This window comes from Microbacterium thalassium (assembly GCF_014208045.1).
Lineage (GTDB): Bacteria > Actinomycetota > Actinomycetes > Actinomycetales > Microbacteriaceae > Microbacterium > Microbacterium thalassium.
On sequence record NZ_JACHML010000001.1, the window covers coordinates 3473410 to 3497608 of the forward strand.

General features: G+C 71.5%; 21 protein-coding genes and 3 tRNA genes. 3 read left to right on the forward strand and 21 right to left on the reverse strand.

What is annotated here, in order from left to right:
• Positions 1–16: 16 nt before the first annotated feature.
• Together HD594_RS16145 and HD594_RS16150 are read right to left on the reverse strand one after the other, a co-directional pair.
• Entirely contained in the window at positions 17–871 is an 855-nt protein-coding gene (locus HD594_RS16145; protein WP_184752035.1) for an ABC transporter permease, read from the reverse strand.
• The gene (locus HD594_RS16150) at positions 868–1758 is read right to left on the reverse strand and encodes an ABC transporter ATP-binding protein (RefSeq protein WP_184752037.1); all 891 of its coding nucleotides are present in this window, start codon (positions 1756–1758) and stop codon (positions 868–870) included. The genes HD594_RS16145 and HD594_RS16150 overlap by 4 nt, the downstream gene beginning before the upstream one ends.
• A 128-nt stretch (positions 1759–1886) precedes the next feature.
• Between HD594_RS16150 and HD594_RS16155 the strand changes: the two genes are divergently transcribed.
• Entirely contained in the window at positions 1887–3092 is a 1206-nt protein-coding gene (locus tag HD594_RS16155; RefSeq protein WP_373877175.1) for a pyridoxal phosphate-dependent aminotransferase, read from the forward strand.
• Here HD594_RS16155 and HD594_RS16160 read toward each other — a convergent pair.
• Genes HD594_RS16160 through HD594_RS16180 form a run of 5 tightly spaced genes read right to left on the reverse strand, consistent with a single transcriptional unit; the run spans position 3089 to position 6789 of the window.
• Entirely contained in the window at positions 3089–4225 is a 1137-nt protein-coding gene (locus HD594_RS16160; protein WP_184752041.1) for a UDP-N-acetylmuramate dehydrogenase, read from the reverse strand. The genes HD594_RS16155 and HD594_RS16160 overlap by 4 nt on opposite strands.
• Positions 4226–4227: 2 nt before the next feature.
• Positions 4228–4632, reverse strand: coding sequence for a MaoC/PaaZ C-terminal domain-containing protein (locus HD594_RS16165; protein ID WP_184752043.1), 405 nt, complete (start codon positions 4630–4632; stop codon positions 4228–4230).
• Positions 4629–5078, reverse strand: a complete 450-nt coding sequence (locus tag HD594_RS16170; RefSeq protein WP_184752045.1) for an FAS1-like dehydratase domain-containing protein — start codon at positions 5076–5078, stop codon at positions 4629–4631. The genes HD594_RS16165 and HD594_RS16170 overlap by 4 nt, the downstream gene beginning before the upstream one ends.
• Before the next feature lie 41 nt (positions 5079–5119).
• A complete protein-coding gene (locus HD594_RS16175) occupies positions 5120–5917 on the reverse strand; it encodes a sulfite exporter TauE/SafE family protein (RefSeq protein WP_184752047.1) in 798 nt (265 codons plus the stop codon).
• Positions 5917–6789 carry a DUF2510 domain-containing protein gene (locus HD594_RS16180; RefSeq protein ID WP_184752050.1) on the reverse strand — a complete coding sequence of 291 codons (873 nt, stop codon included), beginning with the start codon at positions 6787–6789 and terminating at the stop codon, positions 5917–5919. Before HD594_RS16180 ends, HD594_RS16175 begins: the two co-directional genes overlap by 1 nt.
• Positions 6790–6893: 104 nt before the next feature.
• Between HD594_RS16180 and HD594_RS16185 the strand changes: the two genes are divergently transcribed.
• Positions 6894–8774, forward strand: coding sequence for an MDR family MFS transporter (locus tag HD594_RS16185; RefSeq protein WP_184752976.1), 1881 nt, complete (start codon positions 6894–6896; stop codon positions 8772–8774).
• Between the two features lie 33 nt (positions 8775–8807).
• On the opposite strand, the gene HD594_RS16190 is transcribed toward HD594_RS16185, so the two are convergent.
• From HD594_RS16190 to HD594_RS16220, 7 genes are all read right to left on the reverse strand, one after another.
• Positions 8808–9485, reverse strand: a complete 678-nt coding sequence (locus HD594_RS16190; protein WP_184752052.1) for a TIGR00266 family protein — start codon at positions 9483–9485, stop codon at positions 8808–8810.
• A 72-nt stretch (positions 9486–9557) separates the two neighbouring features.
• On the reverse strand, positions 9558–11645 hold the full coding sequence (locus HD594_RS16195) for a helix-turn-helix transcriptional regulator (protein WP_184752054.1): 2088 nt from the start codon (positions 11643–11645) through the stop codon (positions 9558–9560).
• Positions 11646–11686: 41 nt separating this feature from the next.
• Positions 11687–12277 carry a hypothetical protein gene (locus tag HD594_RS16200; protein ID WP_184752056.1) on the reverse strand — a complete coding sequence of 197 codons (591 nt, stop codon included), beginning with the start codon at positions 12275–12277 and terminating at the stop codon, positions 11687–11689.
• A gap of 196 nt (positions 12278–12473) precedes the next feature.
• Positions 12474–12547 (reverse strand) — tRNA-Met (locus HD594_RS16205).
• A gap of 34 nt (positions 12548–12581) precedes the next feature.
• Positions 12582–12653 (reverse strand) — tRNA-Thr (locus HD594_RS16210).
• Positions 12654–12718: 65 nt separating this feature from the next.
• On the reverse strand, positions 12719–14344 hold the full coding sequence (locus HD594_RS17765; protein ID WP_271171131.1) for a peptidoglycan DD-metalloendopeptidase family protein: 1626 nt from the start codon (positions 14342–14344) through the stop codon (positions 12719–12721).
• 157 nt (positions 14345–14501) lie between these two features.
• Entirely contained in the window at positions 14502–15320 is an 819-nt protein-coding gene (locus HD594_RS16220; protein ID WP_373877173.1) for an inositol monophosphatase family protein, read from the reverse strand.
• A gap of 106 nt (positions 15321–15426) precedes the next feature.
• On the opposite strand from HD594_RS16220, the gene HD594_RS16225 reads away from it, so the two are divergent.
• Positions 15427–17019, forward strand: coding sequence for a phytoene desaturase family protein (locus HD594_RS16225; RefSeq protein ID WP_184752058.1), 1593 nt, complete (start codon positions 15427–15429; stop codon positions 17017–17019).
• A 30-nt stretch (positions 17020–17049) separates the two neighbouring features.
• Here HD594_RS16225 and HD594_RS16230 read toward each other — a convergent pair whose 3' ends face one another.
• The 7 genes from HD594_RS16230 to HD594_RS16260 form a co-directional block, all read right to left on the reverse strand.
• Entirely contained in the window at positions 17050–18123 is a 1074-nt protein-coding gene (locus HD594_RS16230; protein WP_184752060.1) for an Asp23/Gls24 family envelope stress response protein, read from the reverse strand.
• Between the two features lie 147 nt (positions 18124–18270).
• Positions 18271–18352 (reverse strand) — tRNA-Tyr (locus HD594_RS16235).
• A 99-nt stretch (positions 18353–18451) separates the two neighbouring features.
• The gene (locus HD594_RS16240) at positions 18452–19369 is read right to left on the reverse strand and encodes a PfkB family carbohydrate kinase (protein ID WP_184752062.1); all 918 of its coding nucleotides are present in this window, start codon (positions 19367–19369) and stop codon (positions 18452–18454) included.
• Entirely contained in the window at positions 19366–19866 is a 501-nt protein-coding gene (locus tag HD594_RS16245) for an FBP domain-containing protein (RefSeq protein ID WP_184752064.1), read from the reverse strand. Before HD594_RS16245 ends, HD594_RS16240 begins: the two co-directional genes overlap by 4 nt.
• Positions 19867–19885: 19 nt before the next feature.
• Positions 19886–20695, reverse strand: a complete 810-nt coding sequence (locus HD594_RS16250) for a transketolase family protein (RefSeq protein ID WP_184752066.1) — start codon at positions 20693–20695, stop codon at positions 19886–19888.
• Complete coding sequence (locus HD594_RS16255) at positions 20682–22616, reverse strand: glycoside hydrolase family 13 protein (protein WP_184752068.1); 1935 nt, start codon at positions 22614–22616, stop codon at positions 20682–20684. The genes HD594_RS16250 and HD594_RS16255 overlap by 14 nt, the downstream gene beginning before the upstream one ends.
• Before the next feature lie 121 nt (positions 22617–22737).
• A complete protein-coding gene (locus HD594_RS16260; protein WP_184752070.1) occupies positions 22738–24198 on the reverse strand; it encodes an alpha-amylase in 1461 nt (486 codons plus the stop codon).
• Position 24199: the final 1 nt, after the last annotated feature.

Genomic DNA, 24199 nt, shown 5'->3' on the forward strand with positions numbered 1-24199 from the left:
CCGTCCCGGGCTCAGGCTACGCGTCGCGCCGGTTCCACCGGAAGGTGACGCGCGCGAGGACGAGCCCGACGACCAGCCAGATCGCCAGCGCGATCGCCACGCCCGCGAGGTTCCACTCGCCGTTCTGCTCGAGCGCCGAGTACTCGTCGGGAAGGAAGACGTATCGCATGCCCTGCGCCATCCACTTCACCGGCAGCACCCCGGCGACGTTCTGCAGCCACTCGGGCAGCATGTAGAAGAACAGGTACACGCCCGAGATGAACTGCACGATCAGCACGATCGGGATCACGACCGCCGCCGCGCTGCGCGACGAGCGCGGAACCGTGGACAGCGCGACGCCGAGCAGCGCCGACGATGTGATGCCGAGCAGGAACACCCACGCGAACGTCAGCCACTTGTCGGGCTCGGTCGGCAGCGGGACCTGGAAGACGAGCACCGCGAAGACGATGATCGCGGCGGCCTGCAGCACACCGGTGACGGCCACCTGGAGGATCTTGCCGATGAAGTAGCTCACCGGCGAGAGCGGGGTCGATCCGAGGCGCTTGAGCATACCCTCCGAACGTTCCACGGCGATGTCGATCGCGAGGTTCTGCAGTCCCGAGAGCAGCAGTCCCGCGGCCAGCATCGCCGGCAGGTACATCTGCGCGACGGGGACGGGCGGCAGACCCGGCCCCGGCTGCATGTCGCCGTCGGCGCCGAACGCGACGGAGAACAACCCCAGCATCAGGATCGGGAACAGGAAGGTGAAGACCACCGTGTCTCCCGAGCGGAAGTACTGCATCAGCTCGAAGCGGGCACGCCACAGGCCCATCCCGAAGGTGCTGCGACCGGCCGCGCTGCGGGCGCGGGTCGTGGCCGTCTGAGTGCTCATCGCGACTCCTCCTTCACGGGGGCGTCCGCGGCATCCGCGGCGCCGTCGTCGTTGCTCACGAGGTCCAGGTAGATGTCCTCGAGGGTGGGGCGGACGATCTCGACGTCGGCCGGCTCCGCGCCGGCGCGCGCGACCAGATCCGCCACGAAACGGCCCGGCTCGCGCGTCCGCTGCTCGTGACGCGTGCCGGCGTCGGTCCACCGCACGATCGGGGTGCGGGCGTCCTCGCCGCCGATGGTGTCCACGGGGCCGATCGCTCCGAGCTGTCCTCCGACGATGATCCCGACCCGGTCGGCGAGGTGCGCCGCCTCCTCGAGGTAGTGCGTCGTGAGCAGGATCGTGGTCCCGTCGTGCGACAGGCCCTTGATCATCGCCCAGAAGTCGAGGCGGGCCTGAGGGTCGAACCCGGTCGTCGGCTCGTCGAGGAACAGCAGGTCGGGGCTCCCGACGATGCCCAGCGCCACATCGACGCGACGCTGCTGGCCGCCCGAGAGCTTGTTGACGCGCATGCCCGCCTGAGCCTCGAGGCCGACGGCGGCGATCACCTCGTCGACGTCGCGCGGCTTGGGGAAGAACCCGGCGAACTGCCGGATCTGCTCCCGCACCGTGAACGCGCCGAACTCGCCGGCGCTCTGCAGCACGACGCCGATGCGCGCCTTCCAGGCCAGGCCCGCCTTGCCGGGGTCCTCGCCCAGCACGCTGACCTCGCCGCCGGTACGACGCCGGAATCCCTCGAGGATCTCGACGGTCGTGGTCTTGCCCGCCCCGTTGGGTCCCAGGAGGGCGAATGTCTCACCGCGCGCGATGTCGAACGACACATCGTCGACCACCGCGCGGTTCCCGTATTCCTTGCGCAGGTTCCGCACCCGCACCACGTTCTCGTCCATGGCTCCACGATCCCGCGAACCGTGCCGGTCCCGGCACGGCCATCCGTCCGAACCGGTGTCCACCATTCGGTGGATGCGCGCGGTCATCCCCCCGGCGGAACCGGATGCCGACGACTACCATTCGGTATGTGACCGAACGTGCTCCTCTGTCCCGCAAGCTCTCCGCCATCGCCGAGTCGGCGACCCTCAAGGTCGACGCCAAGGCCAAGGCGCTGCAGGCCGCGGGACGCCCCGTCATCAGCTTCGCCGCCGGCGAGCCGGACTTCCCCACGCCGCAGGCGGTCGTGGACGCCGCCGCCGACGCGCTGACGAACTCCGCGAACTTCCGATACACCCCCGCGGCCGGCCTGCCGGCGCTGCGCGAGGCGATCGCCGCCGTGACGCTGCGCGACTCGGGACTGGCGGTCGAGCCGGCGCAGGTCGTGGTGACCAACGGCGGCAAGCAGGCCGTCTACCAGGCGTTCCAGGCTGTGGTGAACCCCGGCGACGAGGTGCTGCTGCCCGCGCCGTACTGGACCACCTACCCCGAGGCGATCGCCCTGGCCGACGGCACCCCCGTGCCGGTGTTCGCCGGTGCCGACCAGGACTACAAGGTGACCGTCGACCAGCTCGAGGCGGCGCGCACCGACCGGACGACCGCGCTGGTGTTCGTATCGCCCTCGAACCCCACCGGCGCCGTGTACACGCCCGAGGAGACCACGGCGATCGCCCGGTGGGCTCTCGAGCACGGCATCTGGATCATCTCGGACGAGATCTACCAGCACCTCGTCTACGAGGGCGTGAAGGCGGTCTCGATCGTCGAGGCCGTGCCCGAGGTCGCCGGCCAGACGATCCTCGTCAACGGCGTCGCCAAGACCTACGCGATGACCGGATGGCGCGTGGGCTGGATGGTCGGCCCGAAGGACGCCATGAAGCTCGCGGCGAACCTGCAGTCGCACCTGTCGAGCAACGTCAACAACGTCGCCCAGCGCGCGGCGCTCGCCGCGCTCACCGGCCCGCAGGACGCCGCCGAGGAGATGCGCGTCGCGTTCGACCGCCGCCGGCAGCTGATCGTGTCGGAGCTGTCGAAGATCGACGGTGTCGTGGTGCCGAACCCGCTCGGCGCGTTCTACGTCTACCCCGACGTGCACGGGCTCCTCGGCCGCGAGTGGCGCGGCAAGACGCCGCAGACCACCCTCGAGCTCGCCGACCTGATCCTCGACGAGGTCGAGGTGGCGGTGGTTCCGGGCGAGGCCTTCGGGCCGAGCGGCTACCTGCGGATGTCGTACGCCCTCGGGGACGAGGCGCTGCTCGAGGGCGTCCACCGCCTCCAGCAGCTGTTCGCGCAGCCCTAGAGGTCGACGCCCACGAGCACGGGTTCGGGCTGCAGGATCAGCCCGAACTCGGCCTGCACGCGTCCCTGGATGAACCGCGCCAGCTCGGCGACCTCCGCGGCCGTCGCACTGCCGCGGTTGGTCAGCGCGAGCGCGTGCTTGCTCGACAGGCTCGCGCGCGAACGGGGCAGCTTGAAGCCCTTGCGCAGGCCCGAGTGCTCGATGAGCCACGCGGCGCTGACCTTGACGTCGGACGGCTTCCCCTGCGGAGCCGGCACGTAGCCGTCGAACGATGCCAGCGGGATCACCAGGACCGGATCCATGTCGGGTGAGACCGGCCACCGCGGGCAATCGTCGGGAAGCGTGCGCGCGAAGGATGCCGACACGATCGCGTTCTGGAAGAAGGAGCCCGCGCTGCACGTGTCGGGGTCGGCGTCGTCGAGCACCATCCCCTTGCTGCGGCGCGTGGCGAGCACATGGTCGCGGATCCACGCGACCGTCACCGCCTCGCCTTCGGCCAGACCCAGCGCCGAGCGCAGCTGCTGCCCCTGGATGGGGCGCGCGGCGTGCCCGACCTCGGCCAGCTCGAGGGTGACCGAGAGGATGACGGCCGAGCGCTCGGGCACCGAGCCGTAGTGGTGCTTGAGGACCGAGGTGCGGAAACCGAGCTCGAGGCCGGATGCCGGCACCGTCGAGACCTCACCCGTCGACTCGTCGATCAGATCGACCTCGACGAGAGTCTGCACGATCTCCTGGCCGTATGCGCCGACGTTCTGGACCGGCGCGGCGCCGACCGTGCCGGGAATCCCCGACATCGCCTCGATGCCGGCGAGGCCCTGGGCGACGGCATGCTCCACCAGCGCGTCCCAGTCGTGGCCGGCCTCGACGCGGAGCCGCGCATAGCCGTCGCGGGGCGAGGGCATCCGCTCGATCCCGGTCGTGCGGATGCGCACGACCGCCCCGTCGAAGGGCTCGTCGCCGACGAACAGGTTGGACCCGCCGCCGATCACCAGGACCGGCTCGCCCTCCGCCCACAGGTCGCGGAGCGTCTCGATGAGCTCATCCCGGGTGCGCGCCTCGAACATGCGGGCGGGGGCGGCTCCCGTGCGCAGGGTCGTCAGGTCGGAGAGCGGGACGGGGTCGATCTCGGGCATCGTCACGCGACCCGCACGCGCACCTGCGCCTTGCCGAGCACGGTCGTCGAGCCGTGCGCGACGGTCAGGTCGATGCGGATCGTCTCGTCCTCGATCTGGCCGACCTTGGCGGTGACGGACACGTCGGCACCGGTGTCGGGGTCGACCACGACCGGCCGGGTGAAGCGCACGCCGTACTCGAGGATGCGGCCGGCATCGCCCAGCCACGGCACGATCGTCTCGACCGCGAGGCCCATGGTCAGCATGCCGTGCGCGAGGACGCCCGGGAGGCCCACGGCCTGGGCGACGTCGTCCCGGTAGTGGATGGGGTTGAAGTCGCCCGAGGCGCCGGCGTAGCGCACCAGCGACTCGCGCGTGAGATGGACGGTGCGCTCGGCGACGACGTCGCCCACGTTCAGGTCGCTCATGACTCGCCCTCCCCGACCAGCAGGACCGACGTCGCCGTGACGACGTGGGCGCCGGCGGCATCCGTCACCTCGGCATCGCTGGTCACCATCGCGTTGCCGCCGATGGTGCGGATGCCGGACACGGTCAGCTGCGCGGTCAGCTCGTCGCCGGCGACGATCGGACGGCTGTAGCGGAAGCGCTGCTCGGCGTGGAGCACGCGCGACAGCTCGATGCCCGAGTCGGGCTCGGCCAGCAGCTGCTGGAGAGTGAGGTCCTGCACGACCATCGCGAAGGTCGGCGGCGCGACGACGTCGGCATAGCCGAGCGCCTGCGCGGCGGCGGGGTCGTGATGCTGGGCGTCGTCGGCGAACACGGCGCGCGCGAACTCGCGCACCTTCTCGCGTCCGACGAGGTAGGGGGCCGTCGCGGGGAACACGCGACCCACGAGCTCGGGGTTCACTGGCACCGTGCCATCCTACCGAGCCGGCCTGGGCGCCCCCGGGGGTGCTACTTGCGACCGCTGCGGACCGTCTTGTAGGCCATCTGCCCGGCGATGAAGGCGAGGTAGAGGGCGAACGTGATGTTGGCCACGAGCGGATCCATGAGCGTGGCGAGCCACGCTCCCAGCGCCGTGGTCGTGCACGCCGCCACGCCCACCAGCAGGGCCGCCGTCAGATCGACGTTGCCGCGACGGAAGTTGCCGATGGTGCCCGAGATCGCGGTCGGGATCATCATGAGCAGCGACGTGCCCTTGGCGAGCAGATCGCTGGTGCCGAACAGGATCATGAGCGCCGGCACGACCACGATGCCGCCGCCCACGCCCAGCAGACCCGACAGCACGCCCGTGAGCAGACCCAGGACGACCAGGCCGAACCCGGACAGCCACGTCAGCTCGAGCCCGGCATCGCGAGAGGGGATGACCACGAAGAGCATCACGATGACGATGCCGAGGAATCCGATGAAGCCCCAGCGCAGCACCTTCTGCGGCAGGCGCGCCAGCAGCCACGTGCCGACCTGCGCGCCGACCACGGCCGCACCGGCGAGGATCAGCGCCGCGAACCAGGCGACCTCACCGTGGAGGGCGTACGAGATGACGCCGACCGTCGCGATGGGGACGATCGCCGCGAGCGACGTGCCGGCGGCCAGGCGCTGATCGAACCCCAGGATCAGGACGAGCAGCGGCACGATGACCGTGCCGCCGCCCACGCCGAACAGGCCCGACAGCAGCCCCGCGAGCAGGCCGACGGCGATGCCGGTGAGGACGAATCGAAGATTCCGTTCAGCGCCGACCGGCCGCGCCGCCATCACTCGTATTCCACGCCGTCGATGAGCCACTCACCGTCGACGACCACGAGGAAGTAGTACAGGTAGTCCTCGTATTCGATCCGCTCGTCGGAGAGCACGCCATCTTCGTCGTACAGGCTCGAATAGGTCTCGGTGGTGCCCACGAGGGCCGTCTCACCCTCGACCGACAGGAAGGTCACGAGGACGGAGTAGTCGTCGAGCGTCTCAGCGGCGCCCTCAGCGTCGGCCATGAACGATTCGCAGTCGGCGTAGCCGATGTTCTCGCGGAAGTCCGTCGTCGTGGAGGCGATGTACTGATCGCAGTCGATGCTCTGCCACGCGCTGTCGTACAGCGCCACGGTGTCGACGATCGCGTAGTCGTCGTCGGTCGACAGGACGACGCTGTCGTCGATCTCGACGGTCGACGACGGCGTCTGGGGCCCGTTGCCTCCCGAGCCGCCGAGGATCAGCAGCGGGATGAGCACGGCGGCGGCGATCACGATGCCGAGCAGCACGATGCCGACGACGAGCCAGATGATCCACGCGCGCGACTTCTTCGGCTCGGTGGCGGAAACGAACGCGCCCCCGGGGTAGGGCTGCTGCGCGCCCGGCTGGCCCGCTCCGTACGCGCCGTAGGCGGGCACCTCGCCGGGTACCGGCACACCGACCGACGTCGCGGCGGCCGGCTCGAACTCCGCCGCGAGCTCGGGAGGCAGCGCCGCGGCGCCCTCGGGAGCGGGGGTCTCGGCACCCTCGGGGGCGGGGGTGTCGGCACCCTCGGGGGCGGGGGTCTCGGGCTCAGGCTGAGCAACATGCTCAGTCCACGCGGCTCCGTCCCACCAGCGCAGGGCACCGTGTCCGTCGTCATACCAGCCGGGAGGCGTCGTGCTCATGTGGGCCACACTACCGCTCCGCGCTCCTCCTGCCTGCCATCGGCGAGGTCTACCATCGGCACGTGGCCTCCGCGCATCCGACCGACCCGTCCTCGCAGCCGCTCATGACGCACCGTCAGATCCTGCTGGTGATCGTCGGCCTCATGTCGGGGATGTTCCTCTCGGCGCTCGACCAGACGATCGTCGGGACGTCGATCCGGACGATCGGCGACGACCTGAACGGGCTCAGCCAGCAGGCGTGGGTCACCACCGCCTACCTGATCACGTCGACCATCTCGACGCCGATCTACGGCAAGCTCTCCGACATCTTCGGCCGGCGCCCTCTGTTCATCGCCGCGATCGGCATCTTCATCGTGGGATCGATCCTGTCGACCTTCTCGACGTCGATGCTCGAGCTCGCCGCCTTCCGCGCGATCCAGGGACTGGGCGCCGGCGGGCTCATGTCGATGCCGCTGGCCATCATGGGCGACATGCTGGCGCCGCGCGAGCGCGCTCGGTACCAGGGATACTTCCTCGCCGTCTTCGGCATCTCGAGCCTCATCGGCCCGCTCGTGGGCGGCCTGTTCGCCGGCGCCGACGAGATCCTCTGGATCGCCGGCTGGCGGTGGGTGTTCCTCATCAACGTGCCGATCGGGCTGGTCGCGCTCGCGATCGTGCTGCGGTTCCTGCACCTGCCGGCGCATCCGCGCCCCGGCGTGCGGATCGACTGGTGGGGGGCGACCACGGTGGTCCTCGGCCTCGTCCCGCTGCTGCTCGTGGCCGAGGAGGGACGCGACTGGGGCTGGACGAGCCCGGGCGCCGTCGCCTGCTACGTGGTCGGCGTCTCGAGCCTCATCGCGTTCGTGTTCATCGAGCGCGGCATGGGCGACGACGCGCTCATCCCGCTGAAGCTGTTCCGGTCCCCGACCTTCTCGATGGCCACCGTGATCGGGGTGTTCGTCGGGTTCGCCATGTTCGGCGGCATGCTCACCCTGCCGCTGTACCTGCAGATCGTGCTCGGGTCGTCTCCGACCCTCAGCGGGCTGCAGATGCTGCCGATGATCCTCGGCCTCATGATCGCCTCGATCACGAGCGGTCAGATCATCGCCCGCACCGGGCGATACCGCATCTTCCCGGTGCTCGGCACCGCACTGCTGACCGCGGGCTACCTGTATCTGTCGTTCCTGCAGTGGGACTCCTCGTACTGGTTCGTGGCGGGCGCCATGCTGCTGATCGGCCTGGGACTCGGGCAGCTCATGCAGACGCTCACGATCGCGAGCCAGAACTCCGTCGCCCTGCGCGACATGGGCGTCGCCACCAGCGGATCGACGTTCTTCCGTCAGATCGGCGGCACGCTCGGGACGGCCGTGCTCCTGTCGCTGCTGTTCACGACGATGCCCGCCAACATCACCGCGTCGCTGTCGGACGATCAGGTCCTCACCGAGGCGCTGGACGCGGCGCTGGACCCCGCGGTCGCCGACGCCCCCGAGAACGCCGCGATCATGGAGACGGTCTACGCCCCGATCGTCGATCCGATCGTCGCCGGCCTTTCCGACCAGGTCGATCTGTCGGATGCCGCCGCTCGCGAGCAGGTCGTCGAGCAGGTCCTGCCCGACCTGCAGGCCGCCTTCGAAGGCGGTGACGGCTCGGCGTCCGCCGACGCCGCGACGCTCGACGACACGTCGTTCCTGAACGGGGCGGACACACGCCTGGCGAAGCCGTTCCTCGTCGGATTCGCCGAGTCGTCGGTGCAGATCTACGGGGTCGCCATGGCCGTGTCGGCGATCGCGTTCCTGCTGTCGCTGTTCTTCCGCACACCGCCGCTGCGCGCGAAGTCCGCGCTCCAGGAGGCCCACGACGAACGCGTCGCGGCGGAGAGGGAGCTCACGCCCGAAGAGGTCGAGGAGCGCGACGACACCGGCGCGATCGCCACGCTCGCCGCGGGCGAGTTCGGCGCGATGGTGGAGCCGGGCGGAGACGGGTCCCACCACGACCGCGCCACGTGAGTCACGGCGCCCGCGCGGGGGCACGCCGGACCGTTACGAGTTGGAGCGCTGCTGGGGGTTGACGCGCTTGATCCACTCGATCAGGTCGAGGCTCGAACGCGTCTGCATCCACACACGGCCAGGGCCCGTGAAGTCGGTGACCAGGCCCTCACCGCCCAGCAGCGTCGACTTCCAGCTGCCGGCCTTGCGGACCGAGTACTGCACGGTCTCGTCGAACGCGACCACATGCCCGGTGTCGAGCGTGAGCGTCTCCCCCGCCGTCAGCTCGGTCGCGATGATCGCACCGTAGGAGGCGAGCAGCAGGTCGCCGGCTCCCGAGCAGCGCAGCAGGATCAGGCCCTCGCCGCTGAAGAACGACTTGCCGCCGCCCCACTTCGAATCGACATCCACCGACGGGTCGGATGCGCTCCACGACCCCGACTGCACCATCAGCGGCGTGCTGCCGAGGGTGACCTTCACCATGTCGCCGGGCAGGGTCGCCGCGACACCCACCTGACCGCCGGTGGCGGAGTGGTAGTCGTTCACGAAGAAGCTCTCGCCACCGAGCGCGCGGCGGATGCCCTTGAAGAACCCGCCCTGCGTCGACGTCTCGACCGTGATGTCCCCGCGGGTCATCGCCATCGCGCCCGCCTCGACGCGCACGGACCCGCCGGGCGGCACCGCCACCGTCCCCATCGCGAAGGCCGGTCCTGCTGAGATGCTGACGTCCACGTGTGCTCCCGCTTCCTCACTTCGGTCCTGCACGGCCCGCCGGCGCCGGCGCGTACGGCCGAGCATAGGCAGTCACGCGCCTCCGCGGCCACCCGGATCGCCGGACCCGTCACCGCCCGAATCCGGCGGAGGGGCGAGCGCCGCGGCGAGATGCCGACGGCCGGCGACCCCGAGCTTGCGATACACCGACGACAGATGCGTCTCCACCGTCTTGACCGACAGGAACAGCATCCGTGCGATCTCACGGTTCGTGGCCGGTCGTGCGGCCAGTTCGGCGACCCGCCGCTCCGAGGGCGAGAGCGACTCGGCGCCGGTGAGGGGCCGTGCGACCGCGCGTGCGCCCGCGGCGGAGAGCTCTCCGGTCGCGAGGGCATCGAGCTGCGTCGCACCGCACGCGCGGGCCAGGGCGGCGCCGTCGCGCAGCGCATCGCGCGCCGCGGCGCGATCATCGGCACGGCGCAGCGCCATCCCCCACTCGATCCGGGCAGCGGCGCGCTCGACCATCGGCGCGCCGGAGTCGGCGAGCGCGACGACCGCCTCCAACGCGAGGGCCCTCGCCGCGGGATCGGGGACGGTGCGTGACAGCAGTCGCGACGCCGCCGCCTCCGAGCCGACCGCGCCGGCGTCGCGCGCGAAGCGGACCTCGTCCTCGAGCAGCCCGATCGCCTCGCCGACGCGGCCGAGCAGAAGGAGCGCCTCGGCCGCGCGCCCGCGCCAGCCGCCCAGCAGCCCACTCGCGCCGTTGACCGTGAACGCACGCCCGGCGGCCCGGAACGCCGCCAGCGCGGCATCCGGTCGCCCCGTCACCAGCGCGAGGGTTCCGCGCGCGAGCGCATCCCACCCCGTCATGAGTCCCGCTCCGTCGAGGGCGGGCGACTCGAGCGCCTGGGAAGCGTGTCCGAACTCCCCCCGCAGCACCGAAGCGCTCACGATCGCATAGCGCGCGGGGCCGATCGCCGCACGGCTCGCCGTGGGCGTCCGCCGGCTCAGGCGCAGCACGTCGTCGGCATCGGCCTCGGCCGCGCTGAGGTCGCCGCGGACGAACATCGCGAAGGCGCGGATCGCACGCAGCGAGGTGTACTCGACGACCGCATCCTCCGAGACCGCCTCCGCCAGGCCCGCATCGAGCACCTCGATCGCCCGGGCCGGCTCACCGCAGAACACGAGCGCGGCCGGGTGCGACTCGAGCAGGCTGCGCGGCATCGCACGACCGGAGTCGGCGACCGCGTCCAGCCACCCGCGAACCACGGGGACACGACGATCGACTCCGAGCGCGAGGGTCCCCGCTGCGGTGGCGAGCAGGATCGCGGGCACCGGGCCCCGCCGGAGCCCCGCGTCGTCGGGGAGCGACTGCACGAGCCGATCGAGGCTCGCGAGACGGCCGGGGATGCTCTCGCCCATCAGCAGCCTGCTCACGATGTCGCCGGCGAGCGCCCGCGCACCCCACTCGTCGAGCTGCTCCCACCCGTCGCACCGCGCGTCGAGCACGGCCGCGAAGGTCGCGACGGCCTCGGCGAAGCGGCCCATGCTGTAGAGGACCTCGCCGATCCTGACGAGCGCCGGCCGTTCGGTGATCGTGCGCGCGAGCCACCGAAGTCGCTCCGCGCCTTCCTCCCGGCCGGCCGCGAGCTCCGCCTGGGCCAGCTCGATCACCATCTCGGTGCGAACAGCCCCCTCGCATCCCGCCGACACGCACCAGTCGAGCCGCTCGACGGCTTCATCTCGCGCACCGCGGCGTCGCGCGGCCCGGGCCGCCTCGCGCTGCGCCTCGATCGCCCACGGCGCGCAGAACGGGTAGGCGGCGCCGAGGTGGGCGGCGACGCGCCCGGGCGGATGCCCGCACCGATGGAGCGCCTCCGCAGCGCGCCGCTGCACCTGGGCCTGTTCGGCGACCGTCATCGCGGCGATGCGCTCGGCCCGTGCGGTGGGAGCGAGCGCGAACCGCGCCGGCGGCCGCGCGCGAACCTGCCCGATCAGCTCGAGCTCGGCGAGCGCCTCGACGGCGGTCGAGTCGTCCACGCCGAGCGCGTGCGCGACTTCCGCGACGCCGACGTCCTCGCCCAGCACCGCGAGCACGTCGAGCAGTCCGGCGAGCGCCCCCGAGCTCGCCGGACCGTCGAACGGCTCGACATCGGCGGCCGTCTCCCCAGCGCCCGGCATCCTCCGGAGCGTAGCGGCATCACGCGGCCGATGTCGAAATCTCAGCTCACCACGTCGGCACTCAGCGTGCCGCTCACCGCCTTCTCGGCATCGGTGTACTCCAGGTCGAAGCAGATGCGATCGTCCGACACCTCGCTCACGCTGAGCGTTCCGGCACCATCCGTGCTCGTGCTGAACTGGTCGGCCCCGGACTGCACGATGACCGCGAAGGTGACGACGTCGAAGTCCCGCGTCCACGCGATCTCATCTCCCGGTGCGAGCGCCGGGTGATCCGTCTCCTGGTTGAACACCGCCGTGCTGATGTATGCGATCGTGCCGTCGTCGGGCACAGGCGGATACTCCAGGAGCAGGTTCGTGTCGGGATCCGGCGCGAAGTCGGCAGCGAACGTCGAGTACGACACGCCGTCGCCGAATGTCGCCGCGCCCGCCTCGGTGAGGGACACCGAGGTGCCGTCGGGCAGGGTTGCCGTCAACGCCGTCGTGCACTCGGATCCGCCCCCGACCGACCCCCCGGCCTCGGCGTCCGCGGCATCCGTCGACCCATCGCCGCCGCCCGCGCAGCCGCTCAGGGCGAGCGCGACGCCGGCGACCGCCGCGACGAGGAGCGTTGCCCGGGCATGGTGTCGTGTCATCGTGGCGTCCTTCTGTCCTCCGGAGACCAGGATGACGGCCCGCTGTCGGGGTGTCATCAGGGTGGACCCCTGAGAACTGGGGGCGCGCGTCGGGAATCGCGTCGGCCGGGGGCGCGCCTGCGCCCACACGTCGGGCGTGCCGCGTCACCATTCCCCGCAAAGCAAAAACCCCCGGATATCCGGGGGTTTCCTTGTGTAGCAGGAGCGGGGCTTGAACCCGCGACCTCACGATTATGAGTCGTGCGCTCTCACCAACTGAGCTACCCTGCCGCGTGCATCCGCGGTCACGATGCCGGATGCTGCGAGCCCCGAGTCAGGATTGAACTGACGACCCCTTCCTTACCATGGAAGTGCTCTGCCACTGAGCTATCGGGGCGTGCTGCCTTCGAGAAGGCAACTAGAAGAGGATACCAGAGCCCACGGCCTCCTCTGAAACCGAGGTCACCCTCCGGCGTGCTGTCGCAGCCACGGGAGCGGGTCGATCGCCGTGGTGCCGTCCATCAGGATCTCGAAGTGCAGATGAGCGCCGTACGACCGGCCGGTGTTGCCGGTGCTGCCGATGACCTGGCCGACACTGACCTTCTGCCCGGGGACGACCTTGAGCGACCCGTAGATCATGTGCCCGTAGCGGCTCGAGACCAGCTGGCCGTCGATCTCGTGGTCGATCACGATCGTCACCCCGTAGGCGCCGCCGGCGTTCGTGGCGATGCGGACGGTGCCGTCGGCGATGGCCTGGATCGGCGCGCCGTAGCCGGGGACGAAGTCGATGCCCTCGTGCATCACGCCCGAGCGGAGTCCGAAGCCGTAGCTCATCGGCACGCCCACCGCGAACGGCCACTGGATGGCGGAGTTCGGGTCGTTGACGAACAGGCTCGAGTAGTTGGAGATGCCCGACTCGGATGCGATCTCGGCCATCGTCACGGTGTCGTAGTTCTCGTCGCGCGACACGTCGGCGTTCTCGGTGTCGGCAGGGGTGACGTACGCCTGAATCTCTTCCGTGTCGATGCCGGCCTCGGCGTCGGCTGCGGCGAGCACCGACAGGTTCGTCTCGACGGCGGAGGATGCGGCGACCGCCTCGACCGGCGTGGTCATGCCGACCGTCATGAGTCCGACGATGCCCATCACGCCGACCGAGAAGCCGGTCGCGGCGATGCGGCGCAGCGACGTGCGCGTCCGCGGACGACCCGGCGTCGCGTCGGGCTTGGCGGGCTCGGTCGCGGGAGTCTTCGAGGCCTCATCCGCATCGCGGGCGGCGGCGGCGCGCTGCACGGGCGTCTCGCCCGTGAACGAGAAGAGCGCGGCCGCGGTGGCGAACTCATCGACGTCGGCAGCAGCCGAACGGGCCTGCTCCTGGGGCAGGGCATGCGCGTCGGGCAGCGACTCCGGCTCGGTCGGGGCCTGCTCGGTCGCGGCCACGGGCTCGACCTCGACGTCGGCCTCGGGCACGACGATCGGCTCGGGCATGGCGGGCTGCTCGGGAGCGGCTGCCGGCTCGAGCAGTTCGAACGGCTCTGCCGGGGTGAGCACGGCATCCGGGAGGACGGTCGGCTCGTCGGCGCGCAGTCGGGCGCGACGTGCGCGGCGACCGCCGGTCTGCGTCGTCGGCGTGAAGGGACCGGTGGACGTATCGGGCGCGGGCTGCTCGAGAACGGGCCCGGCGGGCGCGGAGTCGGCAGCGGGCAGCTCGGGCGCGACGGGGAGCGCGGCGACCGGCTTGGGAATGGTGAGGTCCATCGCGGGCAGGGCGACCGGCTCGGAAGCGGCTGCCGCCTCGGACTGCGGTGCGGGGGGCTGGGTGTCGCGAGGACGGCGCGAGCGGCGCGACGGCGAAGGAGTGTCGGCGGTGCGCTCGGGCAGAGCAGCCGGCAGAGCGGGAGTGACCGGCTTCGGCGCGGGGGTCGGGGTCTCGCGGCCCCACACGACCGCCGGCCGGGTCTCGACCGGGCCGGTCGAACGACGTCGCAGTTCGGCGCGTGAAGCCCCCGACGACGCCGCAGCGGGCGCTGCGACGGCACGGCTCGAGCGTCGCGTGCGCGCCGGCTCGGCCTGGGGGGCTTCAGAGGACAACCAGTACTGCTCTCGTGTGGTCGCTCGGGCGCGACAGAGTGATTCGGGGGGCACGTTCCCTTCGTTTTCGGGTGCCGAAGGTAACGATCTCGTAAACCCTACCCAACGAGGCCTGGGAATGCCATGAACGAAACCCGATGGAAACGTGACATCCCGTTCAGCCGTTGCTGAGACCCGGTTCAGCCGGCTCGCTCGCCGCCGCGAGCAGGCGATCGAACAGCGCGGGCCCCGACGCGACGGTGAGTCCGCGACCGGGGACGCCGTCCGGCCCCCCGACCCTCCCGCCCGCTTCGACGACCAGCAGAGCACCTGCGGCGTGGTCCCACGGGTGGAGCCCGCGCTCGAAGTAGCCGTCCAGCCTTCCGGCCGCGACGAAGGCGAGGTCGAGCGATGCCGCCCCGATCCGGCGGAGGTCCCGCGCGAGCGGCATGACCCGGGCGACGCGCGCGAGGTCGGCCGCATGGGTGGCGGGGTCGTAGCCGAAGCCGGTCGCGAGCAGCGCTCCGGCCTCGGAGGGCTCCGGGTTGACGGAGATGCGCTTGCCGTCGAGCCATGCGCCTTCGCCCCGGGCCGCGTGGAACATCTCGCCGATCGCGGGGTTGAAGACAGCGCCCGCCAGCGCCCGCCACGAACGCGGGTCGGGCTCGCCGCTCACGGCCGCGATGCTCACGGCGTACGACGGGATGCCGTACGCGTAGTTGACGGTGCCGTCGATCGGATCGACCACCCAGGTGACACCGGACACCCCGGGCTCGGGCGCCGACTCCTCTCCGAGGAATCCGTCCTCGGGTCGAGCCACGCGGAGCCGGTCGCGGATGAGCGCCTCGACCTCCCGATCGGCTTCGGTGACGATGTCGGCGATGCCCGACTTCGTCGCCGCGATCGACACGCCCTCGGCACGCCGCTCGCGCGCGAGCGCACCGGCCTCCCGGGCGATCTCGATGGCGATGTTCTGCAGTTCGGCGGGTGCGATCACACTCCCACGCTACGCCGCGGGCGCCGCCGCACGGCGGCGGTGCGCGGCGGCGCCGCATCCGTTCCCCGCGCGTTCGATGCACCGCCGCCGATTGTTACCGTGGAGCATGCCGTCAGCTTCGCCCTCCCTGTACGACGTCGCGATCGTCGGAGGCGGGCACAACGCGCTCGTCGCCGCGGCGTACCTCGCCCGCGCCGGCTGCTCGGTCGTGGTCCTGGAGCGCCTCGACGCCGTCGGCGGCGCCGCGGTGTCGGAGCGCCCGTGGCCCGGGGTCGACGCGCGTCTCTCGCGCTACAGCTACCTGGTGAGCCTGCTCCCCCGCACGATCATCGACGACCTCGGACTGGACATCCGCCTCCGCCGGCGCCGCTACTCCTCGTTCACACCCGACCCCGCGGACCCCGCCCGCGGCATCCTCGTCGACACGCAGGATGCCGCCGCCACGGCCGCCTCGTTCCAGCGCACGACCGGCGATCGACACGAAGCCGACCGGTTCGCGACGTTCTACGACCGCGTCGGGCCCGTCGCGAAGCTGCTCTTCCCGACCGTCACGGCGCCCCTCGCGCGCCGATCCGACGTGCGGCGGGCGCTCGGCGACGACGCGCTGTGGGCCGACCTCGTCGAGCGGCCGCTCGGGGAGATGGTGCGCGGCGCGCTGGCCACCGACATCGCGCGCGGCATCGCGCTGACCGACGGGCTCATCGGCACCTTCGCGACAGCGGATGAGCCGAGCCTGCGGCAGAACCGGTGCTTCCTCTACCACGTGATCGGCGGGGGCACCGGTGACTGGGACGTCCCGGTCGGCGGCATGGGCATGGTCACCGGCGAGCTCGCCCGCGCGGCTCGCGAAGCAGGCGCCGTGCTGCGCACCGGTGCCGAGGTCGCGTCGGTCAGCCCCGACGGCGAGGTCGTCCTGGCCGACGGCGAGCAGGTCCGCGCGCGCCTGGTGCTCAGCGGCGTGGGACCGGCCGTGCTCGGCGACCTGCTGTCGGCGGGTGGCGCCGACGCGGCGGCATCCGCTTCGGCCGCGACGCCCGAGGGCGCCCAGGTCAAGGTCAACATGCTGCTGCGACGGCTCCCCCGGCTGCGCGACACCGACGTCGCGCCCGAGGCGGCGTTCGCGGGGACGTTCCACATCAACGAGACGATGCCGCAGCTTGATGCCGCGTACGCGACGGCTGCGGCGGGCGGCATCCCGGATCCCCTCCCGGCGGAGATCTACTGCCATTCGCTCACCGACCCGTCGATCATCGGTCCCGAGCTGCGGGCCGAGGGCGCCCAGACGCTGACGCTGTTCGGGCTCCAGGTTCCCCACTCACTCGCGGCGGGCGGCGACCCGGCGCGGGTGCGGGCCGATCTGCTGGCGGCGGCGCAGCGCTCGCTCGACGCGGTGCTCGCCGAGCCCATCGCCGAGTGCGTGTACGAGGCGCCGGACGGGTCGCCGTGCATCGAGGCGCGAACCACGGCCGACCTCGAGGACTCGCTCGCGATGCGGGCCGGTGACATCTTCCACGGTCCGCTGTCGTGGCCGTGGGCCGAGGACGACGCTCCGCTCGCCTCCCCTGCCGAGCGCTGGGGGGTCGCCACGAAGCATCCGACCGTGCTCGTGTGCGGCTCGGGTGCGCAGCGCGGCGGAGCTGTGAGCGGCATCGGCGGGCACAATGCGGCCATGGCGGCGCTCGAGATGCTCGGTGCCTGAGCCGCACGTCCGCCGCGCGGGCGCCCGCCACTACGGGCGCGGCGGAAGCGGAGGCGGCGGCGGGTAGCCCTCGTACCCCGCGGGGGTGCCGGGACCCGATCCCGGCGCGCCGTGCGACGGCGCAGGGGGCTCGGCAGCGGACGGCTCCACAGCAGGAGCGGTCTGCTCAGGGGCCTGCGCGGGCTCGGGGCGCGTGAAGACCTGCGCCCCCTCGCTCGGATAGCCCGTGTAGTAGGCACCCCAGTCCGGCGACCCGTCGGGCATCATCGGCAGCGGCGTGACGCCGTCGACGAAGGTCGGCCAGGGCAGGAGCTCCTGCTGCTGAGCCGGCTGAGCAGGCGAAGCCGCAGGCGCCGCAGGCGCCGCCGAGCCGTAGGGGGCCGGCTGCGTGCCGTAGGGCACGGCCTGAGCGCCGTACGGAGCCGGCTGACCGCCGTAGGGTGCGGGCTGCGCGGTGACCGGCCGGGGCTTCTTCGGCGCGAACAGCACGTTCACGAGCGGGATGAGCGCGGTGCCGACCGCCGCGAGGATCGCCACGGCGACGGTGATGCGCCAGTAGATGTCGGCGAACCGGATCCAGTCGCTCAGCATGAGGGGAACGATCAGCAGCGCGGCGAGCCCGACGACGAGGGCGATCGTGACGATCGTGACGACCTGCGTGAAGACGGTGACGTAGCGACGGAACGCCTTCATGTAGAGGCGGACGTGGAGCACTGCGAGCTGCAGGATCAGGACGATCAGGAGGAACGAGACGAACCGCCCGACGCCCGACCATGAGTTCCGCTCGGGCATCCAGATCATGACGGCGCCGATGAGCAGCGCGACGATCCACGACGCCATGCTCGCCAGCGCGAACCACACCGGGCGGCGCGGCGCGAGATGCGCGTCGAGGATCGAGACGCCGGCGAAGCCGACGAGCAGCAGGATCGTGAGGAAGGCCCGCGCGACGATGCCGTTCTGCGAGCCGATCAGCACCCAGATGACGCACACGATCGCCGCGGCGATGAGGGCGCCGATCGCAACCCAGATGGCTGCGCGCAGCAGCTTCGACGCGTTCGGATCAGCGTGCTCCGGCTGCGACGGCTGCGGGGCGGGAGCGGTCATGGCGGTCCTCTCTTCCACGGACGACACGCGCCCGCACGCCCATCCTGGCACGCTGACCGGCGCGGCCCCCAGCCCTCAGCGTCGACAGCGCACGCGGCCGCGGAGACGACGAGAGCCTCCCACGTGGGGAGGCTCTCGAACGGCGCGTGGCGAGTGAGGGATTCGAACCCCCGAAGTCTAAGACGGCTGATTTACAGTCAGATCCCTTTGGCCGCTTGGGTAACTCGCCAAATGCGCACCCGCCCGGCTTGTACAGTCGACCGGAGGCGCGATCAACAATCCTACCCGGTCTTCGGCGGAGGCAGAAATCGGTGCGCGCCCGGGCGGGTCAGGTGCCGATCAGGTCCATGTCGATCCCCTTGAGGGCCGAGGGCTGGCGCAGGAGCGCGCCTTCGAAGCGGCACGTCGCCGCGGCGACGTCCATCGCGCCGTGGAGCACCTCCGACCAGGCGTCGGACCCCGCGGGAGTGTCCTCGACCATGGCGGCGACGGTCGCCGCGAACGCGGCATCCCCGGCGCCCATGGTGTCGACGATGGACCCCGGCAGTGCGGACACCGGTGCGTTCACGTCCTCTCCCCCGACCTCGATGGTCGCCCCGGCGGCACCGGCCGTGGCCAGCACGGCGTGGGCGCCCAGGTCGATCAGCCGCTCACGGACGGTGGCGAGATCCGTGTCGTACAGCACGGCGGCATCCTCTTCGCCGACCTTGACGAGGGATGCCGCGGGCACGAGCCCCTCGAACCCCGCCACGAACCGGTCGCGGTCGGCCATCATGCCGGTGCGCGGGTTCGGGTCGATCGCGAACCGCACGCCGGCGGTGCTGAGCGCCTCGGCGAGCTCGGCGGTCTGCTCGATGTCGTCCAGTGCGATGCAGCTGATGGCGATGAACGGCGCGGCGGCCATCGCTGCGCGCTCGGCCTCGCCGTAGCGGATGCGGCGAGCGCGCGACGCCTCGTTGAACACGTACTCGGGCTCCCCGTACCTATTGCGCGTGCTGACAGCACGCGCCGAGCCCAGCGGCGACGTCGTAGCCACCAGCTCCACCCCGTAGTCGGACAGATACGCGCGGATGTGCGACCCGGCTTCGTCGTCGCCCACCATGGCGATGAGCGTCGTGGGGACGCCCAGCCTCGACAGCCCGACGGCGACGTTCAGGGCCGCTCCCCCGACGAACTCCCGCACATCCGTCTCGTCGCGCAGCTCATCGATGAGCGCGTCGCCGATCACCACCACTCGCCCGGTCATGCCGACCTCCCCGTCGTCTCGAGTATCCGTCCCACAAAGGCCTCTGTGCGCCGCTTCGTGCCGTCGATGCGCATGTCGACGCTCGCCCGGATCTCGTTCGGCGCGAGCGGCGCGACCAGGCGCACGTTCTCGTGGCACGACAGGTCCGCGCATATGTAGGTGCCGACGCTGTCGCCGTGCTCCCCGGCCCGCCCCGCCTTGCGGGCGCTGAAGAGCGACACCTGATCGGCCGGCTGCATGGTGTGGCACAGGTTGCACATCGCCGCACGCGCGCGCGAGTTGCCGGCGGCCTTGCGCAGCACGATGCCGCGCGGCTCACCGTCGACCTCGGCGACGAGGTATCCGCGATCCCGGAATTTCGGGTCGCGCCACGCGAGGAAGTCGAGCGGGTCCCAGTCGGTCATCACGACCTTCAGCGGAACCTCGATGGCTCGGAGCTCGTCGGGTGCGGCGTTCACGAACGACGCACGGAGCTCGTCTGCGGTGAGCGGGCGCATGCCACCTCCTGCCGCCAGTCTACGAACCGGTCGCGTCGCTGTCTCGCCCCCACCCCAGACGGATCGACACCGCATCCGCCGCGCGGCCCGGGAACTCGGGCCACCCGGGTTCGAGCTCCCCGAGCAGCGCGAACAGCTCCCGCGCGGCCGGTTCCACATCCTGCGCGACGGCGCGGGCGATGCGGTCGGCCCACTCGGGGAAGTCCCGCTCGAACCGCCGCGCCGGGTCGATGCGGTCGCGCGCAGCGCCCGATCGCTCGGGATGGCGTCCCCGCACCGCACGGATCAGATGCTGCACGGCCCACCAGCGCACGAACTGGCCGGCGACGAGCACCTCGCCGCGACGCGCCCGCCCGACGCCGATCAGGAGCTTCACGAGCACGAGCCGCGCGTCGTTCGCCGCATCGAACCGGTCACCCGCGGCCGCACGCTCGCGGGAACGCTCGACGAGTTCCGCGACCGAGTGCGCCGCGTCGTCGACGACGACCGTCGCCTCGCCCGCGAGGGCGCCCGAGAGCTCGGATGCCTCGGCGAACGCGAACTCCATGACGTGTCCGTCGTCGTAGACGGCGACGAACCCGACCTCGCCTTCGCGCGCCAGCAGGGCCAGCGCGGGCTGGTCGGGGAGCCACGACAGATCCGAGCGCACGGCGCCCGCCCGCCCGTCCCCGATGATCGCGAAGAAATCGTGATCGGACCATTCGTCGCGTCGCGCGGCGGCTTCGTCGGATGCCGAGCCCATCAGGGCGAGCCCGACGAGGTCCGGATGCTGCGCGACGCCCTCGGCCAGTCCGCGGCTGAGGGCGTCGAAGCGCTCAGGCGTCGCCATCGTCGTCTCCCGTCGGAACCGCCACTCCGGGCAGCAACCACACGGCGAAGGTCACGCCCTCGGAGGCGAGCACGGACTCGCCGTCCGCATCCGCTGTGAGCGCGGCGTCGCCGAACAGAAGCGACGCGTGATCGGCGCCGGCCACGGCACCGGCGGGGAGCGTGATCCGCGCATCGGCGGTGGAGGCCAGGACGAGAACACTCTCGTCGGCGCTCTCGCGCACGAACACCAGGCTCGTCTCGTCCGCGTGCAGCCATCGCAGTCCGCCCGTCGCCAACGCCGGGTGGGCGCGGCGCAGCGCGATGAGTTCCCGGTACAGGTCGAGCCGTTCGGCGACGCCCGGCTCGGACTCGGTCCCCCATGGCATCGGCGTGCGGCTGGCCTCGCCGTCGACGCCGGTCAGGCCGAACTCGTCGCCGGCGAACAGCACCGGCATGCCCGGCAGGGTCATCGACAGCCCGACCGCGGCCGGGATGACGTCGTCCGGCGCGTTCGTGGCGAAGCGCGCGGTGTCATGGCTGTCGAGGGTCTGCATGTTGCCGAGCCGCACGCGCCACGGGATCCCCGAGGCGAACCGCGTGACGGCGGCGGCGAACCGCCGTGCGTCGTACCGCGGGATCCCGTCGACCGGCTGGCCGAAGAACCACGGCTCGGTGCGCTCGTGCCCCTCGCCGGTGACGTACGGGGCGCCACTCGGTTCGCACAGCCACGCCCACAGCGGCCGGGTGAACGCGGGGTAGGTCATCGCGCCGTGCCACCCGTCGCCGGTGAGATCGCCCGACGCGTCGTTCGTGATCTCGGCGATGAGGAGTGTCTCGGGGTCGATGTCGATCATCGTCCGGCGGATCACCTGCCTCACGTCGGCGTTGAGATCGACGTCCCCCAGTCGCCCGGTCATGTTCGCCACGTCGATGCGCCACCCGTCGAGGGAGAACGGAGGCTTCAGCCACCGGGCGACGACCGAATCCGGTCCCTCGATGAACCGACGTCGCAGTTCTGCGGACGACCAGTCGAACTTCGGAAGGGTGGGTGTGCCGAGCCACGACTCATAGCGCGTGCACGCGGCATCCGTGAAGTAGTAGAAGTCGCCCTCGGGGGCGCCGGGATTGCCCAGTGCCGCCTGGAACCACTCGTGCCGGTCGCCGGAGTGATTGGAGGTGAGGTCGCCGACGACGCGGATGCCGCGTGCGTGCGCCTCGTCCACCAGCCGGATGAGCGCCTCGTCACCGCCCAGCAGCGGATCGACCGCGGTGAAGTTCGATGCGTCGTACCGATGGTTCGAGGCCGCCGGGAAGAACGGGGTCAGATAGAGCAGGTTCACGCCCAGACCCACGAGGTGGTCGAGCCTCTCGCGGATGCCGTCGAGGTCGCCGCCGTAGAACTGCTGCGAACGGCCCGGCATCGTCGGCTCGACCGGATCGTCCCACGCGGCCGGGATCGCCCAGTCGGGCACGGGATGCGCATCCGCCGCCGCCGACCGCGCGAACCGGTCGGGGAAGACCTGGTACATCACGGCCTCGGTCATCCACGCGGGCGGGGCAGGATGGGCGACGAGCGCGAAGTCGTCGGTGTTGCGGGTCTCGAGGTCCGACAGGCCGGCCTGGTTGAGCCACTCGACGCGCCCCGACTCGTGCACGAGCAGCCACCGGTAGCCGTGCCGCGGGTTCGCGACGACGACGGGTGCCTCCCACCACGTCCAGCCGCCCTGTCGGCCGAGCCGGACCGCATCGGTCCAGGCCGGCTCGTGGTCGGGATTGGAGAGGGTGCGAACGGCCCGCAGCGCGGGATAGGCGTCGGGAACGCGGAGCCTCACCCGCACCTCCTCGCCGAGAGCGGGCGTCTGCGTCGAGACGTGGAGCGGCGAGCCGTCGTGGTGCGGCAGTTCCGGGTGCCCGGGCAGAGGGGCGTGGAGCAGGGTCATGTCGGTCCGTTTCGAAGCGCCGGCGCGATGCGCCGCCGGTCGGGGAAAGGGGAGTCGTGGATGCACGGCGGTCGCCATGACAGAGCCCTCGTGTTGTTGTTCGGTTGTATCGGCCGGTTCCTCAGCGCCGTGACCCGAGATGGATCGCGGCCGCCGTGAGCGGCTCGAGGTCGAGGGTCGCGACACCGTCCGACACGGCGTACTCGCGCCCGGCGCATCCGTCATCATCCGCCGCGCCGGCGCCGCCCGAGACGACGTCGCAGTAGGCGCCGTCGGGCATCGAGGTCGGGATGTCGATCCGCTGCGCCTCCGCGCCGACGTTGACGGCGACGACGCCGCGGCCCTCGCACTCGAAGCCGTACGCGTCGCCCTCGTCGACTCCCGGCATCCGCGGTTCGTCGCCCGCGATCGCGCGGAACTCGAGCATTCCGCCGATCGCCGGCCATGACTGCACGCACGTGCGCTCGCCGTCGGCGTACTCGTCCGCCGGTTCGGCCACGCGCGGGCACGTCTCGGCGACCACCCGCCCGTCGTCACCCGTCGGGGCGCCCGCATCGCGGTCGCTGAAGGCGTAGCCCGAGTAGACGACGGGCGTGCCGTAGTCGTCGGCGAGCATCAGCACGTTCGCGATGACGTAGAGCGGACCGTGCCGGTAGGTCACGTCGGCCTCGCCGCGCTCGGTGTCGTGGTTGTCGACGAACACGATCGCGCGATCGGACGCCACGTGCAGAGGCCGGTCGCCGTCGAGCGCAGGATCGGCGAAGACTCCGTTGGACAGCGGCGGCGTGAGGTCGCGCGCGTACGTGAACTCGAAGACCTCGCCGAACCCGGTGTACTCCTCGGGGGTGACCGGTTCGCCGCCGCCGCGGATCACCTCCGACAGGATCCGGGTGCCCTCGGGCAGGCTCGAGACGATGGCCTCGACGTCATCGGCGGCCATGTGCTTCGCGGCGTCGATGCGGAAGCCGGCTACCCCGAGAGAGAGGACGTCCTCGAGGTAGCCGGAGATGGTGGCTCGGACGGCGTCCGTGGAGGTGTCGAGGTCGGCGAGGTTCACCAGCTCGCACTGCTGCACCTGATCGCGCGAGCGGTAGTCCTCGATGTCGTCGTAGGTGGTCAGCCCGCAATGGTGGAAGTCGTCGTAGCCGTACAGTCCCGGATACTCGTAGTGCTGGTACGTGGTTCCCGCGAAGCCGGTGCCGGGGGCCTCCTGGCCGGTCATGTGGTTGACGACGGCATCCGCGATGACGTCGATGCCGGCCGCGTCGCAGCGCGCGACCATATCGGCGAACTCGTCCCGAGTGCCCAGGCGCGATTCCAGCTCGTAGCTCACCGGCTGGTACGACGCCCACCACGGGTCGAGGTCGACGTGCTCGTTCGGCGGCGAGGTCAGCACCCACGCGAAGCCCGCGGGGCCGAGCGTCGTCTCGCACTCCTCGGCGAGGGTCGTCCATGGCAGCTGGAAGAGCTGGATGCCGACATCGGCCGGTGCCGGGTCGGGCGCGTCGCCGGGCGCACCGGCGCACCCGCCCAGAAGCGCCGCCGCGGCGAGCGCGCCGATGCCCGCGAACGCCCGCCGCACG

Coding starts and splice junctions, on each gene's coding strand:
- HD594_RS16145 (WP_184752035.1), bottom strand. CDS start 871: ATGAGCACTCAGACGGCCACGACCCGCGCCCGCAGCGCGGCCGGTCGC.
- HD594_RS16150 (WP_184752037.1), bottom strand. CDS start 1,758: ATGGACGAGAACGTGGTGCGGGTGCGGAACCTGCGCAAGGAATACGGG.
- HD594_RS16160 (WP_184752041.1), bottom strand. CDS start 4,225: ATGCCCGAGATCGACCCCGTCCCGCTCTCCGACCTGACGACCCTGCGC.
- HD594_RS16165 (WP_184752043.1), bottom strand. CDS start 4,632: ATGAGCGACCTGAACGTGGGCGACGTCGTCGCCGAGCGCACCGTCCAT.
- HD594_RS16175 (WP_184752047.1), bottom strand. CDS start 5,917: ATGGCGGCGCGGCCGGTCGGCGCTGAACGGAATCTTCGATTCGTCCTC.
- HD594_RS16180 (WP_184752050.1), bottom strand. CDS start 6,789: ATGAGCACGACGCCTCCCGGCTGGTATGACGACGGACACGGTGCCCTG.
- HD594_RS16185 (WP_184752976.1), top strand. CDS start 6,894: ATGACGCACCGTCAGATCCTGCTGGTGATCGTCGGCCTCATGTCGGGG.
- HD594_RS16195 (WP_184752054.1), bottom strand. CDS start 11,645: ATGCCGGGCGCTGGGGAGACGGCCGCCGATGTCGAGCCGTTCGACGGT.
- HD594_RS16200 (WP_184752056.1), bottom strand. CDS start 12,277: ATGACACGACACCATGCCCGGGCAACGCTCCTCGTCGCGGCGGTCGCC.
- HD594_RS16225 (WP_184752058.1), top strand. CDS start 15,427: ATGCCGTCAGCTTCGCCCTCCCTGTACGACGTCGCGATCGTCGGAGGC.
- HD594_RS16230 (WP_184752060.1), bottom strand. CDS start 18,123: ATGACCGCTCCCGCCCCGCAGCCGTCGCAGCCGGAGCACGCTGATCCG.
- HD594_RS16240 (WP_184752062.1), bottom strand. CDS start 19,369: ATGACCGGGCGAGTGGTGGTGATCGGCGACGCGCTCATCGATGAGCTG.
- HD594_RS16245 (WP_184752064.1), bottom strand. CDS start 19,866: ATGCGCCCGCTCACCGCAGACGAGCTCCGTGCGTCGTTCGTGAACGCC.
- HD594_RS16250 (WP_184752066.1), bottom strand. CDS start 20,695: ATGGCGACGCCTGAGCGCTTCGACGCCCTCAGCCGCGGACTGGCCGAG.
- HD594_RS16255 (WP_184752068.1), bottom strand. CDS start 22,616: ATGACCCTGCTCCACGCCCCTCTGCCCGGGCACCCGGAACTGCCGCAC.